The organism is Massilia sp. BAP21, from assembly GCF_057801335.1.
In genome coordinates, this window is sequence record NZ_CM173596.1 from 3,571,644 (window position 1) to 3,595,896 (window position 24,253).

The following is a 24,253-nucleotide window of genomic DNA, read 5'->3' on the forward strand; positions in this document are numbered from 1 at the left end:
TTGCTTTATGCATGGTAACTAGGCATTGCAGCCCCGCGAGCTCGTCCATACAATCCGTTGTTTATTTCATATGGACGGAAATGAACATGCGCATGTTTCGACTCATCGGCGTACTCCTGCTTGCCGCAACCAGCTCGCTGGCCTGGTCCATGATGCCGGCGACCGACACAGTCAAGGGAGGCAAGGACCATCCGCTGCTGTCGCGCTTCGAGGGCGCCAAGCTGGTGGGCTACGATGTCAAGCAATTCGATGAAACCATGCTCCCGGCCGGCAAGCATTACATCACCAAGGATGGCCTTGCGGCGCATGACAAGACAGTGCAGCTCGAAGGCAAGGTGACGCGCATTGCCTACAATTTCCCACGCGAGCGCTCGTCGCTCGAGGTATTGCGCAACTACCAAAGCGCGCTTGAGCGGGCCGGCTTGAAGACCCTGTTCACCTGTGCCAAGGACGCCTGCGGCCAAAAGTTCGGTGTGTTCTGGTATGAGCGCCGCCTGAGCGATGGGTTTGTACAGGGGAGCGGAACCTACGCGCCGTTCATCGACGGCCGCAGTGACATGCGCTTCCTGCTCGCTGGCGGCACGCGGCCGGACGGCTCGGCGCTGCACGTCGGTGTGTTTGTCTTCGCGCCGGTGAAGAACCAAGATGGCGGCCTCTACCTGGAGATCGTCGAAGGCAAGCCCATGGAAACCGGCAAGGTCACCGCCAACCTGAGTGCGGCCGAGATGGCCAAGGGCATCGTCAACGAGGGTAGGGTAGCGGTCTATGGCGTCTATTTCGACACCGGCAAGGCCGAGCTGAAGCCGGATTCGAAGCCGGCGCTGGCCGAGATGGCCAAGATGCTGCAGCAGGAACCCAAAATGAAGGTGTTCGTGGTCGGCCATACCGATAACCAGGGCGTGCCGGCCCAGAACCTGGCGCTCTCGCAGCAGCGCGCCGATGCCGTGGTCAAGGCCCTGGCCGAGGGCTACAAGATCGACCCGAAGCGCCTTTCGGCCAAGGGGCTGGCCGCCTACGCGCCGCTGGCGTCGAACCGTGCCGAAGACGGCCGCCAGAAGAACCGCCGCGTCGAACTCGTCGAACAGTAAGTGAAGCGGTTTGCACTGCCGTAGTGCTTATTGATGAGCACATGTTGCACGGCAGTGCAAGCGTTCGCGTCACTTTTACACTTCGGTTGTACCCCTGCAACAATGTGTGACTATTTTGGTGCGCTGCGTCATACTGCGCGAATTGGAGTAGTATGCGATTTCAGTACCACCACCTAGCAGGCGAGCGATGAGCGACACCACTATCGACATTGACACCATGGAGTTCCAGAAAGACCTGGATGCGCGCGGACTGAACTGTCCCTTGCCCATCCTGAAAGCCAAGAAGGCGCTGGCCGAAATGGAGAGCGGGCAAGTCCTGCGCATCGTGGCCACCGACACCGGCTCCGTGCGTGACTTCCAGGCATTTGCCAAGCAGACCGGCAATGCCTTGCTGGCCCACACCGCCGAAAACGGCGAATTCACCTTCCTGATGCGCCGCAAATAAACCTGTCGGCGCACGCGGCGCCAACCCGGCGGGGCGGCTTCCTGGCCCCGTCCGTTCCTCCTGATTTCACGGAATTTCAGTCGTTGAGCACGATTTCGAAGATTCACTCTAGCCAAAAATCGCACGATCGTGCTTTAATCCGGTTTGGCGGCAGTTTATCTCTTATAATCTAGGCCACTTTAGCCAAGTCTACCTCTTCAATTTTTCAAAGGCACACCTATGAAAGTCCTGGTACCCGTCAAACGCGTGGTCGACTATAACGTCAAGGTCCGCGTCAAGTCCGACGGCAGCGGCGTCGATATCGCCAACGTCAAAATGTCGATGAACCCGTTCGACGAGATCGCACTCGAAGAAGCGACCCGTTTGAAGGAAGCCGGCAAGGTCACCGAGGTGGTGGCCGTGTCCGTCGGTGTGCCGCAGTGCCAGGAAACCCTGCGCACCGGCATGGCGATCGGCGCCGACCGCGGCATCCTGGTGGAAACCGCCGGCGACACCGAGCCGCTGGCCGTGGCCAAGATCATGAAGGCGCTGGCCGACAAAGAGCAGCCGCAGCTGATCATCCTGGGCAAGCAAGCCATCGACGACGACTCGAACCAGACCGGCCAGATGCTGGCAGCCCTGCTGGGCTGGCCACAGGCGACCTTTGCATCGAAAGTCGTGCTGGAAGACGGCAAGGTCACCGTGACCCGCGAAGTCGACGGCGGCCTGGAAACCGTGGCCCTGAGCCTGCCTGCCATCGTCACCACCGACCTGCGCCTGAACGAGCCGCGCTACGTGACGCTGCCGAACATCATGAAGGCGAAGAAAAAGCCGCTGGAAACCGTCAAGCCGGAAGACCTGGGCGTCGACGTCGCGCCGCGCCTGAAGACCCTGAAAGTGGTCGAGCCGGCCAAGCGTTCGGCCGGCGTGAAGGTGCCGGACGTCGCCACCCTGGTGCAGAAACTGCGCACTGAAGCCAAAGTCATCTAAATATAGGACACATCATGGTCGCACTCGTAATTGCTGAACACGACAATGGCTCCCTGAAGGGCGCAACCCACCACACCGTGACCGCGGCCGCCCAGTGCGGCGGCGACGTACACGTGCTGGTCGCCGGCTCGAACTGCGGCGCCGCCGCCGAAGCCGCCGCGCAGATCGCCGGCGTCTCGAAAGTGCTGGTCGCCGACGCGGCCTACTTCGCCGACGGCCTGGCCGAAAACGTGGCCGAGCAGATCCTGGCGATCGCCGGTTCGTACTCGCACATCCTGGCTCCGGCCACCGCCTACGGCAAGAACATCCTGCCGCGCGTCGCCGCCAAGCTGGACGTGGCCCAGATCTCGGAAATCACCAAGGTCGACTCCCCGGACACCTTCGAGCGTCCGATCTACGCCGGTAACGCGATCGCCACCGTGCAGTCGAGCGACAGCGTGAAAGTCATCACCGTGCGCGGCACCGGCTTCGACGCCGCCGCTGCCACCGGCGGCTCGGCTGCCGTCGAGAACATCGCCGCCGCTGCCGACTTCGGCAAGTCCAGTTTCGTTGGCCGCGAGCTGGCGAAATCGGACCGTCCGGAACTGACCGCTGCCAAGATCATCGTCTCCGGTGGCCGCGGCATGGGCTCGGGCGACAACTTCAAGCTGCTCGAGCCGCTGGCCGACAAGCTGGGCGCGGCCATGGGTGCGTCGCGCGCCGCGGTCGACGCCGGCTACGTGCCGAACGACTGGCAGGTTGGCCAGACCGGCAAGATCGTCGCCCCGTCGCTGTACATCGCCGTCGGTATCTCGGGCGCGATCCAGCACTTGGCCGGCATGAAGGACTCGAAGACCATCGTCGCCATCAACAAGGACCCGGAAGCACCGATCTTCTCGGTGGCCGACTACGGCCTGGTCGGTGACCTGTTCGAAGTGATTCCGCAGCTGGTGCAAGAGCTCGGCTAATCGTAGGGTGGGTTCTCGAACCCACCATTCGCGCGCATCGACGTAACCGTGACAGGTGGGTTCAAGCCGTACGCGGACCGACCCACCCTACGTTGTCGATCCCGCCAGCCATGCAAGAACGACATACAGGCCACGCTGGTCCGGCAATTTGCCCGGCTACCGTGGCCTGAATTACATCCATTCCGAGGAGATATCGTGAGCTACCAAGCCCCGATCAAAGACATGCTGTTCGTCATGAACGAACTGGCCGGCCTGAACGTCGTTTCCCAGCTGCCCGGCTGCGAAGACGCGACCATCGACACCGTGGAAGCGGTACTGGAAGAGAACGCGAAGTTCTGCGGCGAAGTCATCGCCCCGCTGAACCACCCGAGCGACAAGGAGCCGAGCTTCTGGCACGACGGCCAGGTGACCACCGCCGCCGGCTTCAAGGTGGCCTTCCAGGCCTTTGCCGAATCCGGCTGGCAGGGCGTGCAGCACCCGAGCGAATTCGGCGGCCAGGGCTTGCCGAAGCTGGTATCGACCCCGTGCACCGAGATGCTGAACGCGGCCTCGATCTCGTTCGCGCTGGTGGCCCTGCTGACCGACGGCGCCATCGAGGCGCTGCTGACCGCCGGCTCGGAAGAGCAAAAGGCGCGCTTCCTCGAGCCGCTGATCTCGGGCAAGTGGACCGGCACCATGAACCTGACCGAGCCGCAGGCCGGTTCGGACCTGGCCGCCGTGCGCACCCGCGCCGTGCCGCAGGGCGACGGCACCTACAAGATTTTCGGCACCAAGATCTACATCACCTATGGTGAGCACGACATGGCCGAGAACATCATCCACCTGGTCCTGGCGCGTACGCCGGACGCGCCCCCGGGCGTGAAGGGGATTTCGCTGTTCATCGTGCCGAAGTTCATGATCAACGAAGACGGCTCGCCGGGCGCACGCAACGACGCCCACTGCGTGTCGATCGAGCACAAGCTCGGCATCAAGGCCAGCCCGACCGCCGTGCTGCAGTTCGGCGACAACGGCGGCGCCATCGGCACCCTGGTCGGCGAGGAAAACCGCGGCCTGGAATACATGTTCATCATGATGAACGCAGCCCGCTTCGGCGTCGGCCTGCAGGGCATCGGCCTGGCCGAGCGCGCCTACCAGCAGGCAGTGGCATTTGCCAAGGAGCGCGTGCAGTCGCGCGACCTGGCGGGATCAAGCGGCCCGGTGGCCATCATCAACCACCCGGACGTGCGCCGCATGCTGATGTCGATGCGCGCCCAGACCGAGGCTGCGCGGGCGCTGGCCTACGTTGGCGCCGGCATTTCCGACGTAGCCCACTACCACCCGGACGAGACCACGCGCCGCGCCAACCTGGCGGTATACGAGTACCTGGTGCCGGTCATCAAGGGCTGGTCGACCGAAATGAGCGAAAACGTGGCGCGCGATGGCGTGCAGGTGCACGGCGGCATGGGCTTCATCGAGGAAACCGGCGCAGCGCAGCACTACCGCGACGCCAAGATCCTGACCATCTACGAAGGCACGACCGCGATCCAGGCGAACGACCTGGTCGGCCGCAAGACCGCGCGTGACGGCGGCGCTGTGGCGAAAGCCATCATCGACCAGGTACGCGAAACCCAGGCGGCGCTCGCCGAGCTGCAGGGCGAAGACTTTGCTGCGATCAGCAAGCAGCTGGGCCTGGGTGTGGCGGCGCTGGAAGAGGTGGTCGACTTCGTGGTGGCCAACGTCAAGCCGAACATCAAGGGCGTATTCGCCGGTTCCGTGCTCTACCTGAAGCTGGCCGGCATCGTGCTGGGCGGCTGGCAGATGGGGCGTGCGGCGCTGGTAGCGCAGAAGAAGCTGGAAGCGGGCGAGGGCGATGCCGCTTTCCTGCGCGCGAAGATCGCCACCGCGCGCTTCTTTGCGGATCACATCCTGTCTGGTGCGCAGGGCCTGCGTTCGGCGATCGTCGAAGGCAGTGCGGGCGTGCTGGCGCTGGACGTCGAGCAGTTCTGATCGTCGGTATCAGTATGACCGGAAGCGGCCTGCGGGCCGCTTTTTTTATGACTTTGTAGGGTGGACCGGGCCGCGCAGGGCACCTGTGTCCACGCGGTCTCATCGCATGCGTCGATGCGGCATCTCTAACGGCGCTGACGCTGGCGTGGGCATGTTTCGACTTGCATGTGCACTACAGCGTGGGCACAAGTGCCCACCCTACGAACTACGCCCCGTCCTGCACCACCGCCGAGCTTGATCTGGCTTAAACGAAGCACTACAGCCGCGTCCGTACCATCGACTCATCCACCAACCCAGCCCGTCATGTGGCGGGCTCATCCGGGAGCCGATATGCGATTCGCCACTGTCCGATCCGGCCTGTGCCTGGCACTGGCCGCTTTCCTGTCCCTGCTGTCCGCCTGTGGCGGCGGGGGCGGCCATGATGACCCGCCACCGACCACCACCCAGCCGCCACCGCCACCCGCGCCGCTGCCGCCGCCGGTGTCCCTGGCCGCCACCTACACCGACCTGGTCGCCGGCACCATCAACAGCCCCCAGGGCTGGCCCGCCTGGAGCGGCAGCGGCCAGCCGGTGGCCGGCGTCGGCTGCCTGGTCAACGAGGACTACCACATCCACGCCCTGGTCTCGATCTACAAGGATGGCGTGCGCCAGGGCTTGCCCGACAACATAGGCCGCAGCGGCTGCGCCTACGAACTGCACACGCACGACGTTACCGGCACCATCCACATCGAGACGAATGTGCCGAAGAAGTTCACGCTGGGGCAACTGTTTGCGCTATGGCGCCAGCCGCTGCTGGCAAGCGGCACGGCCGGGCTGCCGGGGCCGATCCGTTTCTATGTAATCGACAAGGAAGTGCTGACGCCCTACACTGGAGACCCCGGCGACATCGAACTGGCCGCGCACCGCGAAATCGTGATCGTCAGCGGCACGCCGCCTGCCACGCTGCCGAAGTACCGCTGGCCGAGCGGAATCTAGCGCAGCGAGGGAAGGGCAGTCAGCCGTAGGCGCCGCCGGTGTACATCAGGTCGAACAGGCGCGAGATCGTGGCGATCAGCACGGTCGCGCCCACCATCAGCGTCGCCACCAGCAGCACCGCCAGTATCCAGTTCGACTGCGTTTGCCTGCCGGCGCCGGCGTTGAAGCGCGCATCCCATTTCTCGTCCGGCATCAAGCCGATGACCAGCGCAGCAATGAAGCCGGCGATACAGGACACGAGCAGCGGCAGCATGGCGTAGAACAGATCGACGCCGCCATCGGTCTGGCTGTACAGCAGGCCCGCGACGGGCAGGCTGCAGGCGTGCAGGATGCCGATCCGGTCCACGCCGCCATGCAGGTAGAAACGGTGCGCACCCAGTCCGCCCAGGGACAGTGCCAATGCGGTGGCCAGTGTCTTGTTCTTGAAAGGCATGCGCTCGATATGTGTTAAATAAAGGCGCAAGTATCGTTCAAAAATGTTTTAAAAGCATCACATTTTATGTAAATGCCATGTATCGAGTTGTATATGCCACCACAACGAGCGAGTTGGATGGGTAGCGGCGCGGCGCAAAATCGGCCATAATGCGCAATTCGGCCGGGACCGCGCGCCCTGTTCTCATATCGCTTGCCGCTGTGCGGCATTGCGCGCTATAATCGTCGGCTTTCTCCGTCCAGTACAACTTTTTGGAATTATTATGGTCGTTATCCGTTTGGCTCGTGGCGGCGCAAAAAAGCGCCCGTTCTTCAACATCGTTGCAACCGACTCGCGTAACCGTCGCGACGGCCGTTTCATCGAGCGCATCGGCTTCTACAACCCGATGGCTTCGGGCGCTGAAGTCGGCCTGAAGATCACCGCGGACCGTCTGGCCTACTGGCAAGGCGTTGGCGCACAACTGTCGCCAACCGTTGCTCGCCTGGTCGCTCAGCAGACCCCGGCTGCCTAAGTAAGGTAAGCCTGGTTTGACCGCTTCAGCAGCAAGCGGGGCGCAAGCCCCCGACGACCTGACCCAGGTCGGGTATGTTTCCGGCGCCTATGGCATTGCCGGCGCCATCCGCGTCACGCCGTTCTCGACGGACGCCGATGCGCTGCTGAACGTCAAAACCTGGTGGCTCGACAAGTCGGCTGACAAGTCGGCCCCGCAGTCCGTCACCGTACGGACCGCAAAGATGCATGGCGGCGACGTGGTCGCCACCCTGGTCGGGATGAGCGATCGCAACCTGGCGGAGGCGCTGAAAGGCGCAGCCGTCCATGTATCGCGCGGCGCATTTCCCGAACTCGAGGAAGACGAGTATTACTGGTCCGACCTGATCGGCATGGATGCGGTGAACCTGCAGGGCGAAGCCCTCGGCAAGGTGACCGACATGATGAGCAACGGCGCGCAATCCATTTTGCGCATCGAGCCCGTGCAAGATCCGGCCAGTACCGAAAAAACGCCTGAGCGCCTGGTGCCCTTCGTGGACCAGTTCGTGAAGACCGTCGACCTCAAGGCAAAACAGATTACCCTGGACTGGGGTCTTGATTTCTGATCCCTCCAATTCGAAGCGAGGTCCCGATGCAGTTTGACGTCGTGAGCTTGTTTCCCGAGATGTTTGCCGCATTGACGCAGTCGGGTGTGACCCGGCGCGCTTTCGAGCAGGAACGCTGGGGCCTGACCTTGTGGAATCCGCGCGATTTCACGACGGACCGCCACCGCACCGTGGATGACCGCCCGTATGGCGGCGGCCCCGGGATGGTGATGCTGGCCAAGCCGCTCGAGGCGACGATCAATGCGGCCAAGGCGCGCCAGGTCGAGCGTGGCCTGCCGTCGCCGCGCGTGGTATTCATGTCGCCGCAAGGCAAACCGCTGACCCACGAACGCGTGGTGGCCCTGAAGGACGAGCCCGGTCTCGTCATCCTGTGCGGCCGCTACGAAGCCGTGGACCAGCGCCTGCTGGACCGTGTCGTCGATGAGGAAATTTCTCTTGGCGACTTCGTGCTGTCGGGTGGCGAGTTGCCGGCGATGGCATTGATGGATGCGGTGGTGCGGCTCTTGCCCGGCGTGCTGGGCGACGATGCCTCGGCGGTCGAAGACAGCTTCGTTAACGGCTTGCTCGACTCGCCGCATTACACGCGTCCGGAAGTCTACGAAGACGTGGCTGTGCCGCCAGTGCTCATGGGCGGCAACCATGCTGAAATTACCAAGTGGCGCCGCCAGCGCATGCTGGAAGCGACACTGAAGAAGCGGCCCGAATTGCTCGACGCCGCCAGGAAGGCAGGGCGCTTGACGCCCGCCGACGAAAAGTTTTTGGCCACGCTTTCGCAAGAGGGCTAGGCTGGAAAAATGCACCGATATTGGTGCGCAGCACCCGGGCATGTTGCCCGTGTGTTCAACCCCATCCTCTACTGGGCAACAAGTACAGCGCCAGCAAGATGGTTTTTGGAGTCATAAGCATGAATCTGATTCAGCAACTCGAACAGGAAGAAATCGCGCGCCTCGGCCGTGCCATTCCTGATTTCGCACCTGGCGACACCGTGATCGTCAACGTCAACGTCGTCGAAGGCAACCGCAAGCGCGCCCAGGCATACGAAGGCGTCGTCATCTCGCGCCGTAACCGTGGCCTGAACTCGAACTTCATCGTTCGCAAGATCTCGTCGGGCGAAGGCGTGGAACGTACGTTCCAGCTGTACTCCCCGCTGATCGCATCGATCGAAGTCAAGCGCCGCGGCGACGTTCGTCGTGCGAAGCTGTACTACCTGCGCGAGCGTTCGGGCAAATCGGCACGTATCAAAGAGAAACTGCCGCAGCGCCGCGTCGCCGCTACCACCGCTGCTGAGTAATAGCATCTGTGGAATGAAAAAGGCATCCTTCGGGATGCCTTTTTCTTTATCTGTCCGTCGTGTTGGCTGGAGGAAATCTGGCCGGAGGAAACCTTTTGGTAAAGCCGCATCTCGATCCCACCCGCTTGCCGGTAGACGCCATTGCCGGCGAAGCGCCCGTCGATCCGGCGCTGCTGACCGCCGCCCGCCTGCGCGCGCGCTTCGCCGAGACCCTGCGCGCCTGGGATCCCGAAGCCACCGAGGAAATGCCGTTCCAGCCGGGATTCAAACTGCGCCGCGCCTCGGTGCTGGTGCCGCTGATCGATCGTCCCGCAGGCCTGACCGTGCTGCTGACCCAGCGTACCGACCACCTCAGCAGCCACGCAGGCCAGATCAGCTTCCCGGGCGGCCGCGCCGAGGAATACGATTCCTCGCCGATCGAAACGGCGCTGCGCGAATCCGAAGAAGAAATCGGCCTGCACCGGCGCCACGTGCAGATCGTCGGCGTGCTGCCCGAATACATTACCGCCAGCGCCTACCGCGTGCGTCCGGTAGTGGCGCTGGTGACGCCGCCTTTCGACCTGACTGCCGACCCGGGCGAAGTGGCCGAGATCTTCGAGGTGCCGCTTGCCTTCCTGATGAACGGCGCCCATCACCAGCGCATGTCCTTCGACCTGCCGGAAGGGGCGGGGCGGCGCAGCTTCTACGCCATGCCCTACGAGCGCTTCTTCATCTGGGGCGCCACCGCCGGCATGCTGCGCAATCTCTTCCATTTCCTGCGCGCCTGAGGGGGAGCCGGCCAGCGCCAGACTTAAGGCGCAATGAAGATCGTATCCCGGCATTTGATTATGGCGGGCGACTGCGCTATCGTAGCGGGCAGCGTAGTATTGCCATAACAAAAGAAGGATTTGCATGACATTTTTTTCCATTCTGTGCGCCTTGCTGATCGAGCAACTGAAGCCTTTGCGCGCGGATAACCAGGTCTACGGCGGCATCAAGACGCTCGCGATGCGCATCGAAGGCTGGTTCAATGCCGGCGAGCCGAAGAACGGCCGCATGGGATGGATATTGATGATGCTGGTGCTGGTGGTGCCGGTCGCCATCGTCTACTGGGTCCTCGTCTACTATGGTTTCGTGTTCCTGGCCTTTGCCTGGAATGTGGCGGTGGTCTACCTGACCCTGGGTTTCCGCCACTACAGCCATTACTTCACCTCGATCCAGCTGGCCCTGAACCAGGGCGACGAACCCACCGCCCGTACCTTGCTGGCCGAATGGGCGCGCATCGATACGGTGGGCATGGATGCCCAGGAAATCGCCCGCATCGCCGTCGAAAAATCCCTGATCACCACCCACCGCAGCGTGTTCGGCGTGTTCTTCTGGTTCCTGATGCCGGCCGGCCCGGCCTGCGCCGTGCTGTACCGCGTCTCGGAGTACCTGGCGCGCGCCTGGAACGAGCCCGAGCACATGCGCAACGAAGCCTTTGGCCAGTTCGCCGCCAGGGCTTTCTACTGGATCGACTGGATTCCGGTGCGCCTGACGGCGATTGCCTTTGCCGTGGTCGGCAACTTCGAGGACGCCATCTATGCTTGGCGCAATTTCGCCAGCCGCTGGGCCGACGAATCGCGCGGCATCATCCTGGCCGCCGGCGGCGGCGCCATGGGCGTGCGCCTCGGCACCCCGTTCGAGAACGCGCCGCAGCTGTTGCCGGCCGACGCCGCCATGGTCGACCTGAGCGAAGCCGAGACCGACGTCCTGCCCGGCGAGGAACCGAACCTGCGCGCACTGCAAAGCACCGTGGGCCTGGTCTGGCGCGCTCTGATACTATGGATGATCCTGTTGCTCCTGCTGTCCAGCGTGGTCTGGCTGGGCTAGGAAGCAGATCGCGACTTGCGTGCAGATATGGTCGAATGGCCTGAAGTTGGCGTTGGTTACCGCCAGCAAGGCTAAAGTCCGGAGACAGGACTCGTCCGCAGGTCTTCTATAAGATATAATACTGCCGTTGTCTCCTCCACGCAGTATTCTTGTATCAGCAAGCAGCACTATGGCAGAGTTACCGCACACCGGGAGCGAAAGCGCGAATGGCGAGTTCTTCATCCTGGGACTGACGAATAAAGGCAAGCAGTTCCGCCCCAGCGACTGGGCGGAGCGCCTGTGCGGCGTCATGTCCTGTTTCCGTCCCGAAGGCAGCGGCGGCCGCCACGCCCACCTGCAGTTTTCCCCCTACGTCCACCCGACCGTGGTGAACGGCGTCAAGGCCGTTGTCGTCGACAACAAGCTGCAGAAAGCCGAACCGCTGGCTTACCACTTCGTCGTGAATTTCGCCAAGGACAACGACTTGCAAGTCGTCGACGCCTGCTTCGTCGACCTGCCGGGCGACCAACAGGCCAAATAAGTTCCGCTGGCGGTTTGAGCTAGCTCAAACCGCGCCCACTCTCCTGCATTAGCGTGACCGCAGAAGGGAGGGCATCATCATGAACATCGGCGAAATCTGCACCATCCAGACCGTCACCTGCACGCGCGACGAAACCGTGCAGGGCGCGGCGCTCCTGATGCGCAAGCACCATGTGGGCGATTTGATCGTCATCGACGGGGCCGACGGCCAGGCGGTGCCGGTCGGCATCGTCACCGACCGCGACATCGTCGTTTCCGTCATTGCCCTCGGCCTCGATCCCGCCGGCCTGCAGGTCGACGACATCATGAGCGACGATTTGCTCACCTGCCGCGAAGACGACGACGTCTACGAAACCATCGAGCACATGCGCCTGCGCGGTATCCGCCGCGTGCCGGTCGTCAACGGCGCGGGCGGCTTGACGGGTATCGTCAGCGTTGACGACCTGCTCGAATTCCTGGCCGAGGAAATGGGCGACCTGTCGCGCATCAGCGCCAGTGGCCAGGCCCACGAAAAGCGCGCGCGGCATTGACCCGCATTCCGGCGCGCGATGCTGGCGGCGCCGGCGCCGGCGCCAATGTCCTGTCGCTGCAGCGCTTGCCGCCGCATTGCCCGCATCCGCAGCGCCCGCATCTCCCCACCCGCACCGCAATAGTGCGTGCAGGCATCTATTCACCCGGCCATCTGTTACCATCGCCGCTGGCGCGCCGCGTTGGCGGCGCATGCGCGTTCGCCGCGACGCACCTTTGACAGGACTTCATGAATTCGACGAGTTACCAGCGCCGCCTGCCCGCGCACCTGATCGCCGGCGCCTTTGCCTTCCTCGCCGCCGCCGCTGCTCCTGCCGCTCCTGCCGCCGCCGCCCCTCCTGCCGCTCCTGCCGCCGCCGCCCCTCCCGCCGCTCCTGCTGCTCCCGCCGCTCCCGCCGCGCCCGCCAGGCCGCTGCCGAAGGGCGTCACGCTCGGCCCCTCGGTCGAAGGCATCACCGAATACCGCCTGGCCAACGGCCTGAAGGTCCTGCTGTTCCCGGACGCCTCGCGTCCCACCGTCACGGTCAACGTCACCTACCTGGTCGGCTCGCGCCACGAGAACTACGGCGAAACCGGCATGGCCCACCTGCTCGAACACCTGATGTTCAAGGGGTCGCGCAAGAACCGCGACATCACGCGCCAGTTCGCCGACCGCGGCATGGACTTCAACGGCACCACCTCGCTCGACCGCACCAATTACTACGAAGTGTTCCAGGCCTCGAACGACAACCTGGACTGGGCGCTGCAGATGGAAGCGGACCGCATGACCGGCTCCTTCATCGCCCAGAAAGACCTGGAGTCGGAAATGACCGTGGTGCGCAACGAGTACGAGAGCGGCGAGAATTCGCCCTCGAGCGTGCTGGTCAAGCGCATGGAAAGCGTGGCCTACGACTGGCACAGCTATGGCCGCGCCACCATCGGCAACCGCAGCGACATCGAAAACGTGCGCATCGCCAACCTGCAAGCGTTTTACCGCACCTATTACCAGCCGGACAATGCGGTGCTGCTGGTGGCCGGCAAGTTCGACCCGGACGCCACCCTGGCCAGGATCAACCGCCTGTTCGGCGTCATCCCGAAGCCGAAGCGCAGCTTGCCGGCGTTCTGGACCGTCGAGCCCCAGCAGGACGGCGAGCGCAGCTTTGCCGTACGGCGCCAGGGCGACGTCCAGCTCGTGATGCTGGGCTACAAGGTGCCGTCCGCCATCCACGACGACAGCGACGTGATGGCCTTTGCCTCGTCCATCCTGGGCGACGTGCCGACCGGGCGCCTGCACAAGCAGCTGGTCGAGACCGGCAAGGCGAGCCAGGTGTTCAGCTATGGCCAGACCGGTTATGCGCCGGGCCTGCAGATGATCGGCGCCGTGGTCAAGAAGGGAGAGCCGATCGAGCCGGTGCGCGCCGCCCTGACCGAGGCGGTGGAAACCTTTGCCGCCAAGCCGCCCACCGAAGAAGAAATGGCGCGCGTGCGCCGCCTCTACGAAAACCAGATGGAGCGCAGCCTGAACGACCCGCAGCAGGTAGGGGTGGCGCTCTCGGAAACCATCGCGCTGGGCGACTGGCGCCTGTTCTTCACCGGGCGCGAGCGCATCAAGAGCATCAGCGCGCAGGAAGTGGCCGACGTGGCGCAACGCTATTTCCGGCGCGACAACCGCGTTACCGGCACCTTCGTCCCCGAGGATGCGCCGCAGCGCGCCACCATTCCGCCGGCGCCGAGCGTGGCCAGCATCCTGGAGAAGTTCACGCCGCGCGCGTCGACCCTGGTATCGGAAGACTTCGATCCGACCCAGGCCAATATCATGAAGCGCACGCAGTTGACACGCGCCGGCGGCGTCAAGCTGGCCTTGCTGCCGAAAAAGAACCGCGGCGAGACCGTCACCGTCGACCTGCGCCAGCACATCGGCGACGAAAAGAATTTGTTCGGCACCGGCGCGGTTCCCGAACTGACCGGGGCCATGCTGGCGCGCGGCACCACCCGCTACTCGCGCGAGCAATTGGCGGACGAATTCGACCGTCTCAAGATTTCCGGCAGCCTGAACCATTTCCAGACCACGCGCGCGCACCTGCACGAGGCCCTGCGCCTGGTGGCGCACGTCCTGAAGGAACCGGCCTTCCCGAAGGCCGAGTTCGAGCAGTTGCAGAACCAGGCCCTGGTCGGCCTGGAAGCGAGCCGCGGCGAGCCGCAGGCCGTGGCCGCACGCGCCCTGGCCGAGCACTTCGACACCTACCCGAAGGGCGACGTGCGCCATGCGAATACATTTGACGAAGACATGGCCGAGCTGAAGGCGGCAAAGGTCGAGGACCTGGCCGACTTCCACCGCCGCTACTACGGCAGCGTGCCGGCCGAGCTGGCCATTGTCGGCGATTTCGACGCCGCCGCCGTGGTGCCGCTAATCGACGAACTCTTCGGCGCCTGGCGCGCCCAGGAAAACGTGGCCCCGGTGCTGCGCCGCTTCGATGACATCGCGCCCCTGAAGAAGACCCTGGACACGCCGGACAAGGAAAACGGCGTCTACATCGCGCGCCTGAACCTGGACCTGAACATCGACGACCCGGATTACCCGGCCCTGATGCTGGCCAACTACGTCTTCGGCGAAGGCGGCCTGCGCTCGCGCCTGATGGACCGCATCCGCCAGAAGGATGGCCTGTCCTACGGCGGCGGCTCCCAGCTCGACGCCGGCGACCTGGACCGTGCCGGCAGCTTCGCGATCAGCGCCATCGCCGCCCCGCAGAACCTGGCCAGGCTCGACGCCGCGGTGCGCGAGGAACTGGCGCGGGCGCTGAAGGACGGCTTCACGGCCGCCGAGCTGAACGGCGCGAAATCCGGCCTGATGCAGAGCCGCATCCAGACCCGCGCCGACGATGGCGCCCTGGCCGCCGGCTGGACCTCCTACCTGTTCCGCGACCGCACCTATGAATGGTCGCGCCAGTTCGAGGAGAAGCTGATGGCGGTCACGCTGGCGCAGCTGAACGCCGCCTTCCGCAAGGCGATCGACCCGGCGAAACTCTCGGTCGTCATGGCCGGCGACCAGCAGAAGGCGAAACCGGCGCCTTGAACCTGTTGCGCCGCGCCGACGCATGATTGAACAAAGGACGGCTTCCGGTTATGATGTTGCCCGCAAGCATCATTTTAGTGTGGAGTCGATGTACATGAAGGGCAAGAATAAAGCGGAACCGGCGGAAGCCACGTTTGCCGGCAAGGTTGCGCTGGTGACGGGCGGCGCCAGCGGCATCGGGCGGGCAACGGCGCTCGCCTTTGGCCGCGCCGGCGCTGCGGTGGTGATTGCCGACGTGTCGGTCGACGGCGGCCATGCGACCGCGGCCATGATCGTGGAAAACGGCGGCAAGGCGCTGTTCGTGCAGGCGAACGTGAGCCACGCGCAGGACGTCGAGATCCTGCTCGACAAGACCCAGTATCACTATGGCCGCCTCGACTGCGCCGTGAATTGCGCCGGCCAGCAGGCCGCCGGCGCGCGCCTCGACGAGATCGAGGAAGAAGATTTCGATCGCCTGATGGACGTCAACGTGAAGGGTGTCTGGCTGTCGATGAAATACCAACTGCGCCGCATGAAGGAGCAGGGCGGCGGCGCCATCGTCAACTTGTCGTCGAGCTACGGCTTGGTGGGCGCGCCTTCGCAGGGCGCGTATGCGGCCAGCAAGCACGCGGTGGCCGGCCTGACCCGCACCGCCGCCGCCGAGTATGCCAAGGACGGGATCCGGGTCAACGCCCTGTGCCCGGGCGCGGTGCGCACGCCGATGCTGGCGCGCGCGTTGGGCGGCGAAGCAGCGCTGGAAAAGAAACTGCGCGCCGCGCACCCGATGGACCGTTTCGCCGAGCCGCACGAGATTGCCAACGCCATCCTGTGGCTGTGCTCCGAGCAATCCTCCTTTGTCACCGGCCACCAATTGACCGCCGACGGCGGCTTCACCGCGATTTGATGGGGGCAGGTGGGTATGCCTACCCGCCGTAGGGTGGGTACTCGTACCCACCAACAATATCAATCTCCGCCCGCAACCCCATCCATCACCAGCCGCATCTGCTGCAGCATTAGCGCCGACCCGGCACGCATCGGCACCGGCGCATTCACCGGCCTGAACCCGGCGCGCTCGTACAGGCGCAGGGCCGAGGCATTCCCCAGCGTGACGTCGAGCTCGGCAAAACGCACCTCGCGCTCGCGCGCCCAGGCCAGCGCCGCATCGAGCAAGCCGCGGCCGACGCCCTTGCCGCGGCATTCCGGCGTTACCCACATCTGGAACAGGTGCACCAGGGCAGGGTTGATACTGTCCATTTTTGCCCAAACCAGGCCGGCGGGCTGGCCGTCCAGCTCGGCCACCAGCGGGCAATCCTGGCCCGATACGGCCGCCGCCGCCAGCCGCGCCGCCCAGTCTTCGGCCGTGCGCGCGCTTTCGGCCTCGAGGGTGCTGTAGAAAGCATCCGGCGCATCGGCCAGCGAGCGCAGGCGCAGCTCGCGGTAGATTGCCCATTCGTCGGGATACAGCGGACGGATGATGGGCATGCGATTCGATGTATTCATGTCAGGAAAAAGTAGTTTTTGTTTTGCAACAATACTACCATGTCCGGGGCATGCATGTTCAATGTGTAGACGATCCGGCAAGATCGTCGCATGCGTCAGCTGCTCCGCCCCATTGCCCGGCTCACTTCGGACGCGGGTCGCGCAGGCGCGCATCGGGCGGGATCACGCGGCCGGAGCGGATGTCCTGCACAGCCAGCGCCACCGCGCGCGCGACGTTGCGCACTTCTTCCTGGAAGGTGGTGTCGCGGTCCAACACGTCGTGGCTCTCGGCATACGATTCGTAGTAGCCGATGAAGCGGTCGAGCTGGCCGAAGCTGCCCGAATCGACCAGGCCCATCCAGTTCAGCCAGTCCGATAGCGAGCGCCGCGTGCCCTCGATGCCGGCAACGTCGCCGTGCACTACCAGGCCGAAGGCGCGCCCGGCCAGGTGCTTCGGATAATCCCAGCCGTCGAGTTCGATGCGCTTGGCGATCTCCGGGTCCTTGCCCTGGGTCGAGCTCGGGTCGGGGTTGCCGCCGTCGGCGCAGACCAGGCGGTCGATCATCAGCTTCAGGGTGGACGGGGTCTGGTACCAGTACACCGGCGTCAGGATGATGATGCCGTGGGCGGCGACCCAGCGTTCGTAGATCTCGTTCATCCAGTCGCCGGTCTGGCGCTCGGAATGGTTCGGGTAGCAGCTGCACGGCCAGTGGCAGAGCGGCATCGCGGTCGAGACGCAGGCCTTGCAGGGGTGGATGTGACGGTCGTAGTCGGAGGTCAGGCGGCTCAGGTCGAGCAGGTCGGCTTCGATGCCCTGGGCAGCCAGGGTCTCCTCCGCCATCTTGCTCATGCGCCAGGTCTTCGACATTTCGCTGGGGCAGGTGCCGTCGTTGCGCGCCGCGGCGTTGATGACCAGCACGCGGCTGGGCGTGGCCGGGTCTTTCTGCTTCGCTTCGGCGGCAAGCAGGCGGTCGCGCGCCTGTTTCCATTCGATCGACAGATCGTAGTCGGGGTCGGCGAAGCCGGGGCCGGCCTTGGCCGTGCGCGGCGCCTTGCGCTTGTCCTGGTAGGCCTGCCAGGCGATTTCCTCGACCTTGGCCAGCTCTCCTGCGACCGCTTCGAATGCCGGGTCGAAGAACTGCCCGATGAACTTGCGATGGAATTCGTCCCGCTCCAGCCTTGCGGGCGCCTGGCCCTTGCGCACCGTTGTCATGCCGCCTCCTTAGTCATGAGCTCATTATCGAAGGGGTATGGCAATGCGGATGTTCGTTGGCGCACCGAGGCGGGCATGCAGGATGTAAAAAAAGCAGAGTACGCTTGCGCGCCTCCGCTTCCTTGCCTGCCCCGGAAAGGGGCAGGCCGCTTGATGCCTGTTGCCGTTACTGGCCGGCTGGCGCCGCCGCGGCAGTTGCCTGCGCGCCCGCGCCGGCAGGCTGCTTCAGCAGCGTGATCCAGATGCGCGCCGCGTCCGACAAACCGCCGCCGGCTTTCACGCTTTCGAACGTCTTGATCGCTTCGTCCTTGCGGCCGGCCTTGGCTTGCGCCGCGCCCAGGCGCAGCTTGGCTTCGTCGGGCTGCTTCAGGCCGCCCTTGGCGATGCCTTGCTGGATGAAGCCGATCGCCTTGTCGTGCTGGCCCATGGTGCTGTAGGCCCAGCCCAGGTTGACCAGGCCGGCGCCGGTCTTGGCCTTGGCGGCCGAGGCTTCGCCCGAAGCGATGTTCTTGGCGTCGTCGGCGGCGCCCTTGTTGGCGCGGTCGCGCAGCTGGCCGTGGGCCTTGGCGTTCGCGCCCTTGCCCAGTACGCCGGCGGCGTAGCCCGCGTCCATCACGTTCTTGGCTTCGGTCGGGAAGCCGTCGCGCAGGGCGGTCTCGGCCAGGTCGATGTAGTCTTCCTCGCGCAGGGTCTTCATGGCGGCGAACTCGAGGCGCAGCACGGTCATGAAGTTGTCCTGGCTGAAGCCCGGCTTCTTGATAACGCCAACACGGATCAGTTCGCTCCAGTACTCGTCGGTCGGGTAGTAGGCCACCATCTTCTCGACCGCGGTGTTGTAGGCGGCGGTGTCTTTCGACTCATGGGCGGCGCTGAGCAGCAGCTTCAGGTCTTCCTGGGTCGGGGTCTTGCCGGCCTTTTCGTTCTCGGCGACCGTTTGCAGCAGCTGGGTCTTGGCGCCGGCGTAGTCCTTGCCCAGGTACATGGCGCGTACCAGCAGCGGACGCGCGGTGGTCATGTCGCCGCCCATCGATTCATAGCGCTTGAGCTGCTCGACCGCGGCAGGGTAGTTCTGTTCCTTGTAGCGGAGGTCGGCAACGGCCAGCACCATCTTGGCCTGCGAATCCTTCGGCTCGAAGCCGGAGTTGATGACGTCCTCGATGGCGGTGGCCAGGGTGGCATTGTCGCCAGCGACCGAGGCGGTCACCATCTTGACGCGGTTGACGGCGTAGGTTTCATACGGCGTCTTGTTCGGGAGCGCTTCGGCCTGGGCGATGCGGTTCTTCAGCTCGGTGACGTTCTTGGTCGCCACCAGTTGCTGGACCTGGGCCGAATCGATCAGTTTGAACAGTTCCGGGCGCACCGTGTTGGCCTGGGCTGCCGCAGGGGCGTCGGCTTTCTGGGCATGGGCGCTCGTCATCAGGGCAGGCGCGGTGTTCAGGCCGACGGCAGCCAGCAGCAGGCAGAGGCGAGCAAGGCGGAAATGGGACATGAATGATCCTTCTAAAAAGATGAGCGGTACAAATCCGCGGCAAGATGGCGTTTTTGCCAAGCTTGAGCAAACGCGCATTGTCCCATAAAACAGGGCGGGACCCTGCGGCGCTATTGTGCCGCAGGGCGCGGCCCGGCGGGGCGCCGGTTACATTGCGTTACCGCGAGTCGATCGCGGCAACATGCAACTGTCAAAAACCCGGCACCGGGCACTGTCCTGCGGCCTCGATGCGGCCCGCCAGCCAGGCGTTCACGGCGTCCAGCGCCGGCGCCGCGAAGCCGTAGGTCATCAGGGCCGGGGCGGCGAAGTCGAGCGCCTGGTAGGGATTCCACAAGGCCAGGTGCAGGTCCGGGCGCCAGGTGTCGCGCGCATGCGGGCCATAGCGGCGGCGCGAGGTCGAGGCCAGGATCGTGAAGCGGCCGTCCTGGGGCAGGGCGCCCCAATCGAAGGCTTCGGCGTCGGCGAAAGTGACCAGTTCGACCTCGAACAATTGCCCGAGCGAAGCCGCCAGCGTGGCCGCCGGCACGCCGGCTTCGGACACGCCGTCGCTGACCACGTCCTGGCGCGCCACCAGGCGCACCCTGCTGCCGGGAGCCGGACGGCGCACCGCGCCGCGCGCGCTCAGGCCGCGCTGCCAGGCGCGCGCCATCAGGGCGCGGTCGGCGCTGTCGCCGTCCTGCAGTGCAGCCTTGCCGACGCCGACGCCGGCGGCGCCGGCCGGGTGGCCCGCTGCCAGCGCGGCCAGGCGCGCCAGCTTCTGCTCGACCTGGGCCAGCGGCAACTCGCCGGACGCGAGGGCGGCGGCAATCGCGGCCACCGTTTCTTCCTGGGTCTCGCGCGAACCGATCGCCATCACCATGTCGGCGCCCGCCACCAGGGCGCGCACGGCGGCCTGGCCGGCGCCGTAGCGGTGGGCGATCGCATGCATGTCCATGCCGTCCGTGATCACCACGCCCCCGTAATTCCATTGCTCGCGCAGGATGCCGGTGAGGATGGCGTGCGACATCGTGGCCGGGTAGTCGGGGTCGAGCGCCGGATAGACGATGTGGGCGGTCATCATGGCCGGCGCCGGCGCCGCACCTCCCGCCGCCATCCGGAACGGCGCGAATTCGAAGCGTTCCAGTTCCGCCAGCGGCTTGTCGACGGTGGGCAGGGCCCGGTGCGAATCGACGTGGGTGTCGCCGTGGCCGGGGAAGTGCTTGACGCAGCAGGCCACGCCTTCGCTTTCGCTGCCGGCCATCCAGGCCAGGGCGATGCGGGTGGCGGTTTCCGGGTCGGCGCCGAAGGAGCGCTCGGCGATCACCGGGTTGTGCGGGTTGTTGTTCAGGTCCAGCACCGGGGCGAAGTTCCAGTTGAAGCCGAGCCCGCGCACCGCGCGCGCCACCGCCGCGCCAACCTCGAACGCCAGTTCCGGATCGTTCGCCGCGCCCAGGGCCATCGCCGAGGGCGGCGCCGGCACCCAGGTCGAGCGCACCACGGCGCCGCCTTCCTGGTCGAGCGCAATCAGGGCCTGCTCGCCCATCACCTCGCGCAGGGCGCCTGTAAAGCCGGTCAATTGCTCGGCATTGAGCATGTTCTGGCGGAACAGGCAGGCGCCGCGGATGCGGTTGTCGCGCAGGAAGGCGGCCGTGTCCTCGTCCAGTTCGGTGCCGAACAGGCGCACCATGATCAATTGGCCGGCGATGCGCCGCAGTTCGCTCAGGTCGTTCATGGTCTGCTTAGTTCGTCTTGGTGACTTTGCTCAGGTGGCGCGGACGGTCCGGGTCGAGGCCGCGTGCCTTCGAGAGCTGGGCCGCCATCACATAAAAGGCCTGGATCGCGACGATCGGGTCGAGGTCCGGGTTGGCCGCCACCGGCAGGGTCAGGTCGCGTTCCGCCACGTCTTCCGGCGCGGCCAGCAGCACGCGCGCGCCGCGGCCGCGCATTTCGCTTGCCAGGGCCAGCAGGCCGGCCTGGGCCGGGCCGCGGGTGGCGAAGATCAGGAGCGGATAGCCTTCCTCGATCAGGGCCATCGGGCCGTGCTTGATCTCGGCGCCGGAAAAGGCTTCGGCCTGCAGGGCCGAGGTTTCCTTGAATTTCAGGGCCGCTTCCAGGGCGACCGGGAAGCTGATGCCGCGCCCGACGACCATGATGTTGCGTGCCGGCGCCAGCACGTCGATGGCGGCCGACCAGTCGGCCTGGCTTGCCTTGCGCAAGTCGTCGGGCAGGGCGGCCAGGCCGGCGCGCAGGCCGTCGTCGTCCTGCCACTCGGCGACCAGGCGCGCACCGGCGACCAGGCTGGTGATGAAACTCTTGGTGGCGGCCACGCTCTGCTCCTTGCCGGCGTGCAGGGGCATGGTCCAGGCGGCGCTCTGCGCCAGCGGCGATGCGGCATCGTTGACCAGGGCGACCGTGGTGGCGCCGCCGTCGCGGAAGTACTGGATCGGCTCGACCACGTCCGGGCTCTGGCCCGACTGCGAGATGGCGATCGCCAGCGTGTCGCGCGTCACCAGCGGCGATTTGTACAGGGTGATCAGGGACATCGGCAGCGAGGTCACCAGGCGGCCCAGGCGCGACATGATCAGGTAGGCAACGTAGCTCGAGGCGTGATCGGAACTGCCGCGCGCCACCGTGACGGCGCTGTGGAAATCGGTCGAACGCAGCGTGCGGCCGAGTTCGGCGTAGCGCTCCACGTCCTGGCTCAGCTGCAGGGCAACGCAATCCCCGGCCGACAGGGCTTCCTGCAGCATCAACGAGGTCGTGGTCATACTGGTTCTCCTTCGATATAAACGGCCTTGATGTGCAGGTCGCGATCCAGCACGACGATGTCGGCGTGGCAGCCCGGCGCCAGGCGCCCGCGCCGGGTTTCGCCGAGGTAGTCGGCGGCATTCGTCGAGACGCGGCGCGAGGCGTCGGCCAGCGACAGGCCGATCTGCACCAGGTTGCGCAGGGCCCCATCCATGGTGAGCGTGGAGCCGGCCAGGGTGCCGTCGGCCAGGCGCACGCCGCCCATGCATTTATGGACGACCTGGCGCCCCAGCATGTACTCGCCGTCGGGCATGCCGGCCGCTGCCGTGGAATCGGTCACGCAGAACAGGTGCGGAATCGAGCGCAGTGCCACCTTGATCGCGCCCGGATGCACGTGCAGCAGGTCGGGAATGATCTCGGCATATTGCGCATGGGCCAGGGCGGCGCCGACCATGCCCGGTTCGCGGTGGTGCAGGCCGGGCATGGCGTTGAACAAATGGGTGAAACCGGCGGCGCCGTGTTCCAGCGCGGCCACGCCGTCTTCATACGAGCCGCTGGTGTGGCCGATCTGGACGCGGATGCCGGCGTCGGCCAGCAGGCGTACCAGTTCCAGGTGACCATGGATTTCCGGCGCTACCGTAATCAGGCGCATCGGCGCCTGGCGGCCATAGGCTTCGACTTCGGCCAGCGAGGCTTCTTTCGCAAACGGCGGCTGGGCGCCGAGCTTGCTCGAATTGATGTAGGGGCCTTCCAGGTGCACGCCCAGGATGCGCGCCTCGCCTTTGCCGCGTTCCTTGCAGGCGGCGCCGATGGCGGCCAGGGCGCGCTCGATGTCCTCGGGCGGCGCGGTCATGGTGGTGGCCAGCAGGCTGGTGGTGCCGTGTTTCGCGTGCAGGGCAGCGATCACGTGCGGGGCGTCGCCGCCTTCCATCATGTCGCGCCCGGCGCCGCCGTGCACGTGGACGTCGATGAAGCCGGGCAGGATGTAGTCGTCGCCGTTGGCCTGCGGATCGGCGGCAACGCCCTCGATGGCGGCAATGGTGGCGCCGGTCTCATCAAAGTGCAGTTCGCCGTGGACCCAGCCGTTTGGCGTCAGGATATTGCCTTTCATTGGGGTGCACCTCCGCCATGGCCTTCCACATACAGCGCGATCATGCGCAGCGCGCCCTTGGCCGAGTCGCCTTCGGGCGGGGTGCAGCGGGCGCGGGTGTCCTCGGGCAGCCAGGCCAGCAGCACGTCGCCCAGGCCGCCGCACAGCGACAGCGGCAGCCTGCCGCTCTTGTCGAGTGCGCGTGCGATGCCGGCCACTTCGCGCCCGGCGTGTTCGAGGATGGCGCGCGCCACCGGATCGGTCTCGCCATGGGCGACCACGAAGCGGGCCAGGCTGGCATAGGCGGTCTGGTTGGCGCGGCCGAGCCAGATTTGCACGGCATCGCGGGTGCCGCCGCAATGGGCGATGACTTCGCGCGCAAAGGCGCCGCCGTCGACGCGGCCGTCGAGCACCTGCTCGATGTGGTTCAGGGCGCGCAGGCCCATCCAGGCGCCGCTCGCTTCGTCGCCGGCCGGAAAGCCCCAGCCGCCGACCTCGACCTTGGTGCCGTCCTCGAGCATGGCTTCGCCGACGCTGCCGGTGCCGATGGCAACGATGGCGCCGGGCTTGCCGCCGTGGGCGCCCATCAGGGTACTAAAGCCGTCGGTGTCGAGCACGAGGGCGGCAAAGCCGGGATTCGCCGCGGTAAATTGCGCCGCCCATTCCTTGTTGTGCACGCCAGCCAGGCCGAGGCCGATGCCCATCGCCGCGAGGGGCGGATCGCCGATGTCGGCCGCCGCGCAGGCTTCGCCGACGGCGGAAAGAATGGTGGTCCAGGCCTTGGCAATGCCTTGCGACAAGGCCGACGGACCCGCCGTGGCCTGGGCCAGCTCGACGCCGTCCAGGGAAGCCAGGCGAACACGGGTGCCGGTGCCGCCGCCATCGACGCCGATGAGGTATTCGATCATGAGAATAAGAGTGCCGGGGAAGGTCAGGGCACTATAGGGAGGCGGGTTCGGCTTGTCAACAGGTATTTAAGTGGTATTCAAGTCATGGGGAAACTGGTATGCAATCTGGTATGGTTCCGAAGTCAGCGCCACGTAGGGTGGGCACTCCGTGCCCACGCGGAACGATGAGCATAGTTAGCCGTGCAAAAAG

The 24,253-nt window shown here is 65.4% G+C and carries 25 protein-coding genes; 17 read left to right on the plus strand and 8 right to left on the minus strand.

Features of this window, described 5'->3' with window-relative positions; genetic code table 11:
* The first annotated feature begins 86 nt into the window (after positions 1-86).
* From ACWYRN_RS15740 to ACWYRN_RS15765, 6 genes are all read left to right on the plus strand, one after another.
* Positions 87-1,088 carry an OmpA family protein gene (locus tag ACWYRN_RS15740; protein ID WP_488688536.1) on the plus strand — a complete coding sequence of 334 codons (1,002 nt, stop codon included), beginning with the start codon at positions 87-89 and terminating at the stop codon, positions 1,086-1,088.
* Between the two features lie 217 nt (positions 1,089-1,305).
* Positions 1,306-1,533: a sulfurtransferase TusA family protein gene (locus ACWYRN_RS15745; RefSeq protein WP_290423782.1), complete on the plus strand. Its 228-nt coding sequence runs from the start codon at positions 1,306-1,308 to the stop codon at positions 1,531-1,533.
* A gap of 219 nt (positions 1,534-1,752) precedes the next feature.
* Positions 1,753-2,502 carry an electron transfer flavoprotein subunit beta/FixA family protein gene (locus ACWYRN_RS15750; RefSeq protein ID WP_488688537.1) on the plus strand — a complete coding sequence of 250 codons (750 nt, stop codon included), beginning with the start codon at positions 1,753-1,755 and terminating at the stop codon, positions 2,500-2,502.
* A gap of 14 nt (positions 2,503-2,516) precedes the next feature.
* Entirely contained in the window at positions 2,517-3,449 is a 933-nt protein-coding gene (locus ACWYRN_RS15755; protein ID WP_229438431.1) for an electron transfer flavoprotein subunit alpha/FixB family protein, read from the plus strand.
* A gap of 195 nt (positions 3,450-3,644) precedes the next feature.
* Positions 3,645-5,435, plus strand: coding sequence for an acyl-CoA dehydrogenase (locus ACWYRN_RS15760; RefSeq protein ID WP_488688538.1), 1,791 nt, complete (start codon positions 3,645-3,647; stop codon positions 5,433-5,435).
* Positions 5,436-5,765: 330 nt separating this feature from the next.
* A complete protein-coding gene (locus tag ACWYRN_RS15765) occupies positions 5,766-6,410 on the plus strand; it encodes a hypothetical protein (protein WP_488688539.1) in 645 nt (214 codons plus the stop codon).
* A gap of 19 nt (positions 6,411-6,429) precedes the next feature.
* Here ACWYRN_RS15765 and ACWYRN_RS15770 read toward each other — a convergent pair whose 3' ends face one another.
* Positions 6,430-6,843, minus strand: coding sequence for an NINE protein (locus tag ACWYRN_RS15770; protein ID WP_488688540.1), 414 nt, complete (start codon positions 6,841-6,843; stop codon positions 6,430-6,432).
* Between the two features lie 262 nt (positions 6,844-7,105).
* Here ACWYRN_RS15770 and rpsP point away from each other — a divergent pair, with 262 nt between their 5' ends.
* The 11 genes from rpsP to ACWYRN_RS15825 all read left to right on the plus strand — a co-directional run bounded on the left by rpsP (position 7,106) and on the right by ACWYRN_RS15825 (position 16,061).
* Complete coding sequence (gene rpsP, locus ACWYRN_RS15775) at positions 7,106-7,354, plus strand: 30S ribosomal protein S16 (RefSeq protein ID WP_182991427.1); 249 nt, start codon at positions 7,106-7,108, stop codon at positions 7,352-7,354.
* A 16-nt stretch (positions 7,355-7,370) separates the two neighbouring features.
* A complete protein-coding gene (rimM, locus tag ACWYRN_RS15780; protein ID WP_488688541.1) occupies positions 7,371-7,937 on the plus strand; it encodes a ribosome maturation factor RimM in 567 nt (188 codons plus the stop codon).
* 26 nt (positions 7,938-7,963) lie between these two features.
* Positions 7,964-8,722 (plus strand): tRNA (guanosine(37)-N1)-methyltransferase TrmD, encoded by a 759-nt coding sequence (trmD, locus tag ACWYRN_RS15785; protein ID WP_488688542.1) that lies wholly within the window; start codon positions 7,964-7,966, stop codon positions 8,720-8,722.
* Positions 8,723-8,841: 119 nt separating this feature from the next.
* Complete coding sequence (gene rplS, locus ACWYRN_RS15790; RefSeq protein WP_229438425.1) at positions 8,842-9,228, plus strand: 50S ribosomal protein L19; 387 nt, start codon at positions 8,842-8,844, stop codon at positions 9,226-9,228.
* Between the two features lie 95 nt (positions 9,229-9,323).
* Positions 9,324-9,995, plus strand: coding sequence for a CoA pyrophosphatase (locus ACWYRN_RS15795; protein ID WP_488688543.1), 672 nt, complete (start codon positions 9,324-9,326; stop codon positions 9,993-9,995).
* 124 nt (positions 9,996-10,119) lie between these two features.
* Positions 10,120-11,079 (plus strand): CobD/CbiB family protein, encoded by a 960-nt coding sequence (locus ACWYRN_RS15800; protein WP_488688544.1) that lies wholly within the window; start codon positions 10,120-10,122, stop codon positions 11,077-11,079.
* Positions 11,080-11,248: 169 nt separating this feature from the next.
* Positions 11,249-11,599: a DUF3579 domain-containing protein gene (locus ACWYRN_RS15805; RefSeq protein WP_488688545.1), complete on the plus strand. Its 351-nt coding sequence runs from the start codon at positions 11,249-11,251 to the stop codon at positions 11,597-11,599.
* Between the two features lie 79 nt (positions 11,600-11,678).
* The gene (locus ACWYRN_RS15810) at positions 11,679-12,128 is read left to right on the plus strand and encodes a CBS domain-containing protein (RefSeq protein ID WP_488688546.1); all 450 of its coding nucleotides are present in this window, start codon (positions 11,679-11,681) and stop codon (positions 12,126-12,128) included.
* Complete coding sequence (locus ACWYRN_RS15815) at positions 12,125-12,346, plus strand: hypothetical protein (RefSeq protein ID WP_488688547.1); 222 nt, start codon at positions 12,125-12,127, stop codon at positions 12,344-12,346. Before ACWYRN_RS15810 ends, ACWYRN_RS15815 begins: the two co-directional genes overlap by 4 nt.
* 9 nt (positions 12,347-12,355) lie before the next feature.
* Positions 12,356-15,178, plus strand: coding sequence for a M16 family metallopeptidase (locus ACWYRN_RS15820; RefSeq protein ID WP_488688548.1), 2,823 nt, complete (start codon positions 12,356-12,358; stop codon positions 15,176-15,178).
* Between the two features lie 94 nt (positions 15,179-15,272).
* Positions 15,273-16,061: a glucose 1-dehydrogenase gene (locus tag ACWYRN_RS15825; RefSeq protein WP_488688549.1), complete on the plus strand. Its 789-nt coding sequence runs from the start codon at positions 15,273-15,275 to the stop codon at positions 16,059-16,061.
* A 59-nt stretch (positions 16,062-16,120) separates the two neighbouring features.
* Here the strand turns inward: ACWYRN_RS15825 and ACWYRN_RS15830 are convergent, their stop codons facing one another.
* The 7 genes from ACWYRN_RS15830 to ACWYRN_RS15860 form a co-directional block, all read right to left on the minus strand.
* Entirely contained in the window at positions 16,121-16,639 is a 519-nt protein-coding gene (locus tag ACWYRN_RS15830) for a GNAT family N-acetyltransferase (RefSeq protein WP_488688550.1), read from the minus strand.
* 139 nt (positions 16,640-16,778) lie between these two features.
* Positions 16,779-17,849 carry a flavodoxin family protein gene (locus tag ACWYRN_RS15835; protein WP_488688551.1) on the minus strand — a complete coding sequence of 357 codons (1,071 nt, stop codon included), beginning with the start codon at positions 17,847-17,849 and terminating at the stop codon, positions 16,779-16,781.
* Positions 17,850-18,015: 166 nt separating this feature from the next.
* Positions 18,016-19,338: a tetratricopeptide repeat protein gene (locus tag ACWYRN_RS15840; protein ID WP_488688552.1), complete on the minus strand. Its 1,323-nt coding sequence runs from the start codon at positions 19,336-19,338 to the stop codon at positions 18,016-18,018.
* Positions 19,339-19,528: 190 nt separating this feature from the next.
* A complete protein-coding gene (locus tag ACWYRN_RS15845; protein ID WP_488688553.1) occupies positions 19,529-21,049 on the minus strand; it encodes a glycoside hydrolase family 3 N-terminal domain-containing protein in 1,521 nt (506 codons plus the stop codon).
* A gap of 7 nt (positions 21,050-21,056) precedes the next feature.
* Entirely contained in the window at positions 21,057-22,085 is a 1,029-nt protein-coding gene (locus tag ACWYRN_RS15850) for an SIS domain-containing protein (RefSeq protein WP_488688554.1), read from the minus strand.
* The gene (nagA, locus tag ACWYRN_RS15855) at positions 22,082-23,176 is read right to left on the minus strand and encodes an N-acetylglucosamine-6-phosphate deacetylase (protein WP_488688555.1); all 1,095 of its coding nucleotides are present in this window, start codon (positions 23,174-23,176) and stop codon (positions 22,082-22,084) included. Before nagA ends, ACWYRN_RS15850 begins: the two co-directional genes overlap by 4 nt.
* Entirely contained in the window at positions 23,173-24,063 is an 891-nt protein-coding gene (locus tag ACWYRN_RS15860; protein ID WP_488688556.1) for a glucosamine kinase nucleotide-binding domain-containing protein, read from the minus strand. The genes nagA and ACWYRN_RS15860 overlap by 4 nt, the downstream gene beginning before the upstream one ends.
* Between the last annotated feature and the right edge of the window lie 190 nt (positions 24,064-24,253).